The sequence below is a fragment of the Collinsella sp. OM08-14AT genome, from assembly GCF_003438115.1.
Lineage (GTDB): Bacteria > Actinomycetota > Coriobacteriia > Coriobacteriales > Coriobacteriaceae > Collinsella.
This window is the reverse complement of the sequence record NZ_QSTE01000029.1, coordinates 1-10,434: the sequence shown is the minus strand read 5'-3', so window position 1 is coordinate 10,434 and position 10,434 is coordinate 1. Positions and strand designations below refer to the sequence as shown.

The window sequence follows — 10,434 nt, the reverse complement described above, 5'->3', positions numbered from 1 at the left end:
GCTGAGCGGTATCGATACGCGGGTTCAACGGTATTATATTGGCCACATAGATTTTTAACTTGCATTTCTACCCGCCCTTTTCGTAGAGTCGCCGATACGTGCTTAGCGCACCCTCGGCGCGTCCGGCAGGCTTTGCGAAATGGGATCCAGGAGACTTCGGCGCAGCATCATCTTGCGGAATGCTTCTAATGAGCCTCCCATCCTTCAAAAACAGAATCTCATCGCACAGCCTATCGACCGAATCCAAGATGTGGGATGACATGATGATGCACGTACCAGAATCGGCCAGCTTCCTGAGAATCTCGGAATGCAAGTCCACCCTGCTGGGGTCGAGCGCGTTCATGGGCTCATCTAATAGAAGGTACCGCGCGCCCGTCGCATACGCAATCGCCAGGGTAAGCTGCTGCTTCATGCCCTGGCTCAGAGTGCGGATCCTCATCTTCGCGAACTCGCCTATCTGCGTTTGTTCCACTATCTCTTCGATATCGCGAGCATGCGGCCACATATCGCAAACCATCTTGAGGTGATCTTCCGCACGCAATCCGGGATACAGCAGCGTCCCCTCACCAGGTGCATAGAAGATCATAGAACGGACCTCTCTCGCACCCGTACCCTGCACCTCATCCAGAACGATGCTCCCGTCCACGCGAGGACCCGGCAAACCTGCCATCGCACGCAGCAACGTCGTCTTTCCATGCCCGTTCGGAGCGACGAGACCGTAGACCGTACCCGGGGCAAACTCAGCGTTCACCGAATCTACGAGCACCTTCTTTCCATAAGAGATCGTCAGCGTTTGAAGGTCAATCATCGAGATCATCCCCTTTCGATCTTTGGAACACTCAGGCGCACCATCAACGGAGATACGGCGCCCAAGACCACCAGCAGAGCGCCCGATGCGCCGACGACCTCTCCAAAAGGCATCGCGTTCGTCCCTCGCCCAAGGAACCCAATCGTCCCCACCTGGGAAGCGGGATCAAACGAGGCGAATGGAGCCAGCAGCGCGACGCCCATGCCCACGCTTTCAACATGAGCGCTCAACGAACCCAACACCAAGAGAACCGCGCAAACCATTCCGGTGACAACGGGGTTGCGGCTAATCGCTGCTGTCAACGCAGCGACGACGGAAATCACGCCGTATGCCATGACCAGCAACGGAATACTGCACAACACCGCCTCCCCCACCATGGACGTTGTCGAAGCTCCCGCCCGAATGAGAGCGACGGGATACTCCGATCCACCCGCACCGTTCTTAATCACGGACACAACGACAGCGGGAACCATCGACACCAAAAGCAGCACCAAGCCAAGCAGGAGAGCCAGCGCAACAGCCGTCAGAAAACGCACATGCGCTGTTGCGGGGATCTGGAGAACCAGAAGGGAACGACACTGCAGGTGGGTGCACGCGAGCGATGTGACAACCACGGGCAACAGCAAAAATAAGGAGGGAAGCGCTGCCTGGAGATACGAAAGGAGGATTAATGGGGGCATCTTCGTACTTAACTCGTAAACCTTGGGGTCCGGCAAGCTCGCGATCGACTCAAGCAGAAGGGCGCGCGCCTCCGCACGAGAAGGAGTCTCCGGCTCGATTCCGATCGATTGCAGGAGAGTCGCATCTGCCGCGCCCAGCTCACCTCGAGCGCGCTCGTACGTCGCAAGGCTTCGAAACCCCTCCGCAGGCATAGGCGCGTACACGAAACCCGAAAGAGCATCCCGCATGTCTTCCAGGGCCGCTTTGCCCTCGACGTCCATATTCGCAGCGTTCTGCTCTAGATACCGATCTATTGAACGGAGCTCCCCATCCCTATACCGAACAGCGGAAACGTTATCAGCGTCAGGAAACATCTCGACCAGAGCCGGGGCCAGCATCGTCGTCGACATTGCAATCGCGCATACGGCGAGGGTAGGAGAACGCAGGAGCAGTTTCCCCATCGTTCTTACGTATGCAACGGCGGAGGCACAAGCGCGGCGATTATCCCTGGAAGATTGATGGCGAGGACGGCAAGCATTGCAAAAACACTCGCCCATACGCTCGATGCAACAAGTCTACCCAGCTCGCCCATCGGTGCCTGGATGATGAGCTTTTCACGTTTGTTAAGACGCGCGGCAAGGAACGAGACGGCAACGGCCGTTGCGACCCATAGCAAGTACTCCTTCGATCCGTCATAATAGGTGTACTCTCCATCCGATATCTGCAGAAACGGAAGTAGGGGAGAGAGCGGTGCCAAGATAAGACGTCCCGCGGCAAGAGGGTACAGAAGCGCGGGCATGCTTGATGAAGAGGTATAGACACCGTCCTCCCCAGCATTCACAAGCGCATCCGCATAGGATGCTGACAATTCCTGCTCAACACGGGTTATTCCCGACTCGAGGTATTCGACCCGTCCGTCGATGCCAGCCGCGCTCCTGAAGACGGGCAGAGCACAAAGAACCATCAACGCAACAACGACAACACAGAGCGACCTGGAGGAGAGAAGCGACCTAAAGATCGCCTTCGAGATTTTGAGCATATTCATCGCCAACCTTAACCTCATCCAGTCGGAACAGAGGGGCCGAACAAAATGCTCGGCCCTTATTACTTGCCGGCAAAGTCAATTTAACATAAACTGTTAAAAAGTAACCTGAGTTTTTTAAATTCTTCGGAGGTTATTATGAGTTCCGACAATCGCACTCCCCGGCTTCATTCCTTCCGCATCGCATGTGCGATAGCCTCTGCGACCCTTTGCGCCACCGCCATCGCACAAGTGGCGTTCTCCTTAAAGCCAGCAATCGAAGTGCTCGACAACCCTGTAATTGCAGACCCCCCCGCGTATCCAGCCCTTGCGATCTCGACATTGGTCCCTGCCGTCATCGGTATCGCTACGACCATCCTCAGCGCCGTTCTCGTGTGGACGATCAAGAGCGGAGACCCCTTCAAGAAAGGGTCTGCGACATGCTTGAAGGTGCTCGGCATTCTCTTCGTTGTTCAAGCTGCCACCAGCCTCTACGCCGGCTCACTCAAAACCTCCGTTTCGATGTTTGGCGGCGAGGGGGCCGTCGGCGCCCAAGAGATCGCTTCATCATTCGATTGGACCTCTCTGGTTCTCGGCATCGCCCTGTTCATGCTTTCCCAGCTCTTCTTGTACGCCCGAGAGCTGTACCTCGACTCCGACGAGATTGCGTAAGGAAACGCCATGCCCGTAATTGTTCGCCTCGACAAGATCATGGCCGAGCGAAAGATTTCCTCGAACGAACTTGCCGAAAGGATTGGAACCACGCCCGTGAACCTGTCCCGTATTAAAAAAGGGCATATTCGCGGCATTCGCTTCAACACACTCGAGCAGCTATGCCTCGCCCTTCGTTGCCAACCCGGAGACCTTCTCGAAGTCATGAGCGAAGAGGATGCCCGAAAGGAGTTCGGACTCGATTGGTCCGCCGAGGATTAGAGGGCGGTCGTACTCGCCCTGCACACGGGGATGCGAATCGGCGAGGTCTGCGGCCTTCGGTGGTGCGATGTGGATTTCGAGACGGGCCTGATCTCGATCAGACACTCGGTGGCGTACGCGAAGGGAATGGGTTCGTTCATCAAGGACACCAAGACCCATGACGCCAGGGGTATCCCCATCGACCCGGTCGGCCTACTCCCCTTCCTGAAGGAGACCCACGAGATCGACTGCGGAAAGCTGCGCTTGCGCGGCCTTACCGGGGCGGTCGAGATCGGGGACTGCTACATCCTGTCGGAGCCGGGCGCGACCTTCGCGACGACAAGCTATATCCGCAGGGCGTTCAAGACGTTCTCGGAGACCAACGGCCTCATGGGCACCAACGACGAGCTGATCACGTTCCACGGCCTTCGCCACACGTTCGCAACGCAGTGGATCCGCCAAGGCGGCGATATCAAGGCGCTCCAATCGATCCTCGGCCACAAGGACGCCATGGCGACGCTCAACGTCTACGCCGACATCGAGCCCATCTCCAAAATCCATAACATGCTGCGCGCCACGCCGTGCCTTTGGCGCGGGCACCTCGGGCCGAGGGTCGATCCGGGTCCCATGTTCCAACAGAGGATCCAGGAGTCCATCGAGACGCTCCAGGCGTTCGGCTACGGCATCACCGAGCCGGACGACCGAAATATCGCCATACGCGACGTGAAGACGAACAGTTGGCTCTAGCTCACCGAGTACGCGGCAGTGCTGGGCCCATCCCAACTGAGGTCACGGTGGTCCGATAGGGGCGCCGCCCGCGGCATGCGCCGCGGAGCGGTATCCCCTACCGAAGGGCGGGGATGCCCTCCGCTTCCAGTTCGGAATCAGCCGTCGGAGGCGTTCGGCTGACTGCGGGAACGGCCTGTTCGCTCAATGTGTTCGGCTGAGATCGGAAATCAACACAACACGAGCCGGACACGCGCCAGACGGCTCTTCCCCGTGCGGCCTTCCCCCTTACGCTCATGTTGCAGGCATGTAACGCCGCAGCGAGCGCGCCTTTTTTGCGCCAGACAGGTACAATGATGAACACTGTACCGTAGCGGAGCGCCCCGCGCGCGCCGCAATCACGCGAAAGGGTTTCCCATGGCCGAGATCTCGTCCTCCCGTATCGTCATCACCGTCCTTGGCAAGAACCGCCCCGGCATCGTCGCCGGCGTCACCCGCGTTCTGGGCGAGGCCAACGTCGACATCCGCGACATCACGCAGTCCATTATCGAGGACATCTTCACCATGACCATGCTGGCCGACACCGCCGAGTCCAAGCTCGACTTCGCCGAGCTGCAGAAGGCGCTGGCCGAGGCCGGCGAGCTTTCGGGCGTCAACGTGTCCATCCAGCGCGAGGACGTCTTCAACTTTATGTACCGCCTGTAGCGAGCAAGCCGCTGGGGATAGCCTGACGCGCGCATGCCCATGCAAGTCACCCCGATGCGGCCCGGAGAGGAGCGCGCATGGCCTACGACGCCAAGAAAATCTACTACCGCTTCGACGATCACCTGAGCCGCCTGGTTCTGGATTACGAGGCGAGCCGTCAGATTTCGCCCGAAAGCGAAAACCTCTACCACGGCCTGCCGACCGCCCCGTACGACGAGGGCCTGTTCGTAGAGCACAACGTCAAGCGCGGTCTGCGCAATGCCGACGGCTCGGGCGTGGTCGCGGGCCTTACCCGCATCTCGGACGTGCACGGCTACAACAAGGTCGACGGCAAAGTCGTGCCCGATCAGGGCAAACTCACGCTTCGTGGCTACAGCATCGAGGACCTGGTCAACAACGCCCAGGCCGAGGATCGCTATGGCTACGAAGAGGTCGCCTACCTGCTCATCACGGGCTCGCTGCCCACCAAAGAGGAACTCGACGGTTTTTGCGAACGCCTGGGTGCTTTTAGGCATCTGAGCGACGAGTACGTCCGCGAGTTCCCCATGACCACGGTGTCGTCGAGCATCATGAATGTGCTTCAGCGCGCCGTGCTGCTGCTCTACGCCTTCGACGCCGAGCCCGACGCCATTACACCCGAGCACGAAATCGACGTCGCCATCTCCATGCTCGCCCGTCTCCCCCGCATCGCCGCCTTTGCGCATATGGCGTCGGTCGCCAAGCGCCGCGGCTCCGAGGTTCATGTACCGCACCCCACACCCGGCCTCTCCACCGCCGAGACCATCCTGCAGGTGTTGCGCGGCGGCATGGCATTCACCCGCGACGAAGCCATGCTGCTCGACGTGATGCTCATGCTGCATGCCGAGCACGGCGGCGGCAACAACTCCACGTTTGCCTGCCGCGTGCTGTCCTCCTCGGCCACCGACCCGTATTCCGCCTACGCCGCGGCTATCGGCTCGCTCAAGGGCCCGCGCCACGGCGGCGCCAACGCCAAAGTCGTGTCCATGCACGAGGACATCCGTGCGCATGTCTCCAATTGGGAGGACGAGGACGAGGTCGCGGCCTACCTGGGCAAGATTCTCGACAAGCAGGCCTTCGACGGCACGGGTCTCATCTACGGTATGGGCCACGCCGTCTACACGCTGAGCGACCCGCGCGCCGAGGTGTGCCGCCGTTACGCGCGCACGCTTGCCGCCAAGAAGGATCTGGGCGATGAGTTCGCGCTCATCGAGCGCATCGAGCGCCTGGCACCGCAGGTGATGCGCGACCACGGCATGACCAAGCCCATCTGCGCCAACATCGACCTGTACACGGGCTTTATCTACAAGATGCTCGGCGTGCCCGAGACGCTCTTTACACCGCTGTTCGCCGTCGCCCGCATGGCCGGCTGGTCGGCGCACCGCATGGAAGAGCTCTTCTGCGCGCACCGCATCATCCGTCCGGCATACCGTCCGGTGATCGAGCCGCTGGAGTACAAGCCGCTCGCCGATCGCTAGGACGCGGACCGTTATAGAACCCGAGCGTGGCCAGGGCATCACCGCCCTCGGCCACGCTTTTTATGCCAGTAGAAAGGGCTGCATCGAATGATTGTGTTTTCCGATATGGATGGAACGCTGCTGACGAGCGACAAGCAGATGAGCGACGCCACCTGGACGATGCTCGACGAGCTTGCGCGTCGCGGCATTGAGTTTGTGCCCTGTACGGGGCGCCCGCTGTCGGGCGTCTTTGAGCCCATCCTCGCCCACCCCGCCGTACACTACGCGGTCTGCGCCAACGGTGCCAGCGTCTGGCAACTCGACGACGGTACGCCCACCGATACCTCACGTGCTACGCGCATTTTGAGCCGACCGCTCGACCGCGCCATCGCCCACCGCGTCCATAGCATTGCCGCCGGCCACGATGTCACCTTCGATATCTTCGCGGACGGGCAGTGCTTCCTCCCCCGCTCGCTCTACACGCGCCTGGATGAGTTCTGCGGCGGCGACCCCCACATCGCGGCTTCGCTCAAGCGCACACGAACACCGATCGACTTGGATATCGACAGCAAAATCGACGAAGTCGAGGTGCTCGAACGCATCGCTATGTACTGGCACGATCCGGCCGACCGCGACGCCATCACGGCGGAGCTCGATACACTCGGCGGGATCGAGGTCACGCGTTCGTACGCCATGAATATCGAGGTCATGGGCGAGGGCGCCACCAAGGGAACGGCCCTGACGTGGCTGTGCGAGCATCTGGGCGAGCCACTCGCCGACGCCTGGGCGTTCGGCGACAACATCAACGACATTCCCATGCTGCAGGCAGCAGGCCACGGCATGGCTATGATCAACGCCGAACCCGAGGACCGCGAGGCGGCCGACGCCATCACCGAATACGACAACGACCACGACGGCGTCGCCCGCACCATCATGGCCGCCCTCGCCTAGTCATTGGGGACGTTCTTAAACGACTAGTCATTGGGGACGTTCTTAAACGACTAGTCGTTAGGGACACTCTTTGCGAAAAGCCGCAAGGACTGTCCCCCACTGCCGGCAGAACGGGAACGTCCCCAGCTGTCGGATTAAGCGAGGCCCTCTAGCACGTGACGAAGCTCCTGTTGAACAGCGTGGTCGCGGTTGCAGCCTACGACGCGATCGGCAACCGCTTTGAGCGCGGGGCGCGCGTTTTCCATCGCGCAGCCCGTGCCGACAAAGCGAATAATCTCGTAGTCGTTCATCGAGTCGCCAAACGCCATGATCTCGTCGCGTCCAATGCCGTAATGCTCCGCAAGCTGTGCGATGCCCGAGGCCTTCGACACACCGGGCTGCATGGCATCGATCCACGCGTTGCCCGAAGGCGCGAAAGAGAACAGGTCGCCCAGCTCGCGCTGCAACACGTAGGCGTTGTCCATCACGTTGCCGTCATCGCAGATAATCGATGCCTTGATGATATTCACATGCGGATCGGGCAGTCCCCAAATGCGTTCGGCGTTGGGCAGATCTTTGTCGATCTCGCGGACAAATTTGTCCTCGTCGTCGAGCAAAAAGGACTTGGTGCGATCAAAGAGCGCCAGATGCATGTTAGGAAACATCTTGACCGTGCGCGCGAGCTTGCGGACGGCGAGATGAGAATATACCTCGCGATCGACCTCAACCCCTTCTGCATAGACCTGCGCACCATTCGCCGCGACAAAGTCCATCTTGTCGCGAACGGGCGCAAAGAACTCGCATAGGCGGTCGTAACGGCGGCCCGAGGACGCAGCAAAGTGCACGCCATGCTCGCGCAGGGCCTCAATCAGCTCATATGTCTCGGGCGGTACCTGGCTATTCTCATCAAGCAACGTGCCGTCCATATCGGATGCAATCAGTTTAAACATAGAAAAGCTCCCTTCGGGCTTGATGGAATCGGACGTATATCCAAAATCACCGTACCCAAAAGGAGCTCAGATAAGACTCTGCGGGCGTAAACGTTACAAGGACCTAGCAAATAGCTCACGCGCGCCGGATGTCCCACGGCCGCAGCGTCAGGCGACACGCCACCCCGACGGCTAGTCGTTTAAGAACGTCCCCGATGACTAGTCGGCGTAGGTGAAGGTCGTGACGTCGAACATGCCCTCGGGACGGATGCGAAGCGTCGGGATGACCGGCAGGGGCAGGAAGATGATGCCCATGATGGGGTCGAGCGGCGGCTCAATACCCATGGCGCGCGCCTTGACCATAAAGTCGTCGTGCTGCGCCGCCACGTCCTCGGCCGCGCCCTCGCTCATCAGGCCACCGAGCGCCAGCGGGATGCGCGCTACGACCTCGCCATCGCGTACCAGCACGTGACCGCCCTGGCCAACAGCCTCGACGGCAGCCATCATATCGGCCGCGTTGTCGCCCACCACGCACACGTTGTGCGAATCGTGGCCGATCGTCGAGGCGATGGCACCGCCCGTGATGGTAAAGCCGCGCACCCAGCCGCGACCGATATGCTTGCCAACAAGACCCAGGCCCGCAGGGCCATCACCGTCGGCACCCTCGGCCTGCAGTGACACGCCGCGGCCATGGCGCTCAATCAGCATAATGCGACGCAAGTCCTCGGCATTCTCGGGGCGAGCCATGCCCGTAATGGCCTTACCCGGCACCACGTCGATCACGGCCTCGCCCGGCTTAAAGGCATAATCGAACACGTCAAGCGAAAGCTTCGGCAGCTTAACGGAGGCGCGCAGCTCATCGGCAAGGGCCGCAACCTCGGCCATCTCGGGTGCAATCTCGCCCACAAAGGTGCCATCCTGCGCCACCAGGGCACCGGCGGCATACACGCGATGCGGAGCTGTGGCAAACGTCAGGTCGTTGAGTACCAGCAGGTCGGCACGCTTGCCCGGGGCGATGGCGCCACGCAGCTCGTGTGGATCGCGGCAACCGTGGTCCAGGCCAAACGCCTCGGCCGTGGACAGGGACGCCATAGAGATGGCGACCACGGGGTCAATACCAGCCTCGATAGCCACGCGGCAGGCATTGTCGATCATACCGGTCGAAAGCGCATCGGAGGGAGCGCGGTCGTCGGTCGCAAAGCAGCAGCGACGGGCGCGGGCGGGGTTCTCCAGCAGCATCGGCGACAAGTTGGCCAGGTCGTGGCTACACGTGCCCTCGCGCAGCATCACATACATGCCGCGGGACAGCTTATCGAGCGCCTCCTCGGGAATCGTCGACTCGTGGTCGGCGATAATGCCCGCCGCGGCATAGGCATTGAGATCCTTGCCGGCAACGAGCGGCGCATGGCCGTCGACCTGCTTGGACGGCGTCTGGCTGGCAGCATCGATGCGAGCACAGGTCTCGGGGTCGGCCATAAAGACACCCGGCAGGTTCATCATTTCACCCAGACCAAAGACATCGCCCGGATGCTCGGCAAAAAACGCCTGCATATCAGTGGCGGTAATCACAGCGCCGGCCTGCTCATCGGGCAGCGCGGGCACGCACGAGGGCATCATGTACTTGATGGAAATGGGCGCGCGACGACCGTCCTCGATCATAAAGCGCAGGCCGTCCAGGCCGGAAACGTTGGCGATCTCGTGGCTGTCGGCAATGGCAGTGGTGGTGCCGCGCGTCGCCGCCATGCGCGCATACTCGGCGGGTCGGATGTTCGAGGACTCGATATGCAGATGCCCGTCGATAAAGCCGGGGGCGATATAGCGACCTTGGCAGTCAATGACCTCGGTCGCCTCGTAGGTGCCAGCGGCATCGTCGCGACCGTCGTAGAGCACGCCGACGATTACGCCATCCTTGACGGCAACGCTACCGGGCGCCACGCGCTGGCCATATACGTCGACAATCTGCGCATTGGCAAACAGCGTGTCGACGGGTACGCGACCCTCGGCTGCATCGATCACAGATCTCATGACCTCAACGGACATACATACTCCTTTAACGGTAGAAATAACTGCGGAGCGGACAAACCTTCACCGCAGCAAGCCAATAGCCATTGTATGCCCAAACGATGGGTCGGGAATACACCCCCTCCGCTTAACGGCACACGCCGCTTGGCGCAATGGGGGCAGGTTGCTTTGTACCAATGACAAGGAGTGTCCCAAAGTGCCGGCACAGACGATATGAGCAGGACATAAAAACATTGAGAGCCCCTG

General features: G+C 60.6%; 11 protein-coding genes. 6 read left to right on the top strand and 5 right to left on the bottom strand.

What is annotated here, in order from left to right; genetic code table 11:
* Positions 1 to 67: 67 nt before the first annotated feature.
* From DXC18_RS10205 to DXC18_RS10195, 3 genes are all read right to left on the bottom strand, one after another.
* Positions 68 to 808 carry an ATP-binding cassette domain-containing protein gene (locus tag DXC18_RS10205; RefSeq protein ID WP_117769450.1) on the bottom strand — a complete coding sequence of 247 codons (741 nt, stop codon included), beginning with the start codon at positions 806 to 808 and terminating at the stop codon, positions 68 to 70.
* Positions 809 to 813: 5 nt separating this feature from the next.
* On the bottom strand, positions 814 to 1,749 hold the full coding sequence (locus DXC18_RS10200; RefSeq protein ID WP_147330272.1) for a hypothetical protein: 936 nt from the start codon (positions 1,747 to 1,749) through the stop codon (positions 814 to 816).
* Between the two features lie 185 nt (positions 1,750 to 1,934).
* A complete protein-coding gene (locus DXC18_RS10195; RefSeq protein WP_117717071.1) occupies positions 1,935 to 2,513 on the bottom strand; it encodes a hypothetical protein in 579 nt (192 codons plus the stop codon).
* A gap of 135 nt (positions 2,514 to 2,648) precedes the next feature.
* Here DXC18_RS10195 and DXC18_RS10190 point away from each other — a divergent pair, with 135 nt between their 5' ends.
* The 6 genes from DXC18_RS10190 (at position 2,649) to DXC18_RS10165 (ending at position 7,258) form a co-directional block, all read left to right on the top strand.
* Positions 2,649 to 3,161, top strand: a complete 513-nt coding sequence (locus DXC18_RS10190; protein WP_117717070.1) for a hypothetical protein — start codon at positions 2,649 to 2,651, stop codon at positions 3,159 to 3,161.
* Between the two features lie 9 nt (positions 3,162 to 3,170).
* The gene (locus DXC18_RS10185) at positions 3,171 to 3,422 is read left to right on the top strand and encodes a helix-turn-helix transcriptional regulator (RefSeq protein WP_006235292.1); all 252 of its coding nucleotides are present in this window, start codon (positions 3,171 to 3,173) and stop codon (positions 3,420 to 3,422) included.
* A gap of 18 nt (positions 3,423 to 3,440) precedes the next feature.
* Complete coding sequence (locus DXC18_RS10180) at positions 3,441 to 4,148, top strand: site-specific integrase (RefSeq protein WP_255360342.1); 708 nt, start codon at positions 3,441 to 3,443, stop codon at positions 4,146 to 4,148.
* A gap of 396 nt (positions 4,149 to 4,544) precedes the next feature.
* Positions 4,545 to 4,832 (top strand): ACT domain-containing protein, encoded by a 288-nt coding sequence (locus DXC18_RS10175; RefSeq protein ID WP_006235289.1) that lies wholly within the window; start codon positions 4,545 to 4,547, stop codon positions 4,830 to 4,832.
* Between the two features lie 77 nt (positions 4,833 to 4,909).
* The gene (locus DXC18_RS10170; protein ID WP_117717069.1) at positions 4,910 to 6,328 is read left to right on the top strand and encodes a citrate synthase; all 1,419 of its coding nucleotides are present in this window, start codon (positions 4,910 to 4,912) and stop codon (positions 6,326 to 6,328) included.
* Positions 6,329 to 6,415: 87 nt separating this feature from the next.
* Entirely contained in the window at positions 6,416 to 7,258 is an 843-nt protein-coding gene (locus DXC18_RS10165) for a Cof-type HAD-IIB family hydrolase (protein WP_117717068.1), read from the top strand.
* A 134-nt stretch (positions 7,259 to 7,392) separates the two neighbouring features.
* Here DXC18_RS10165 and DXC18_RS10160 read toward each other — a convergent pair whose 3' ends face one another.
* Positions 7,393 to 8,187 (bottom strand): Cof-type HAD-IIB family hydrolase, encoded by a 795-nt coding sequence (locus tag DXC18_RS10160; RefSeq protein WP_117717067.1) that lies wholly within the window; start codon positions 8,185 to 8,187, stop codon positions 7,393 to 7,395.
* Between the two features lie 198 nt (positions 8,188 to 8,385).
* The gene (locus tag DXC18_RS10155; protein WP_117717066.1) at positions 8,386 to 10,206 is read right to left on the bottom strand and encodes an adenine deaminase; all 1,821 of its coding nucleotides are present in this window, start codon (positions 10,204 to 10,206) and stop codon (positions 8,386 to 8,388) included.
* Between the last annotated feature and the right edge of the window lie 228 nt (positions 10,207 to 10,434).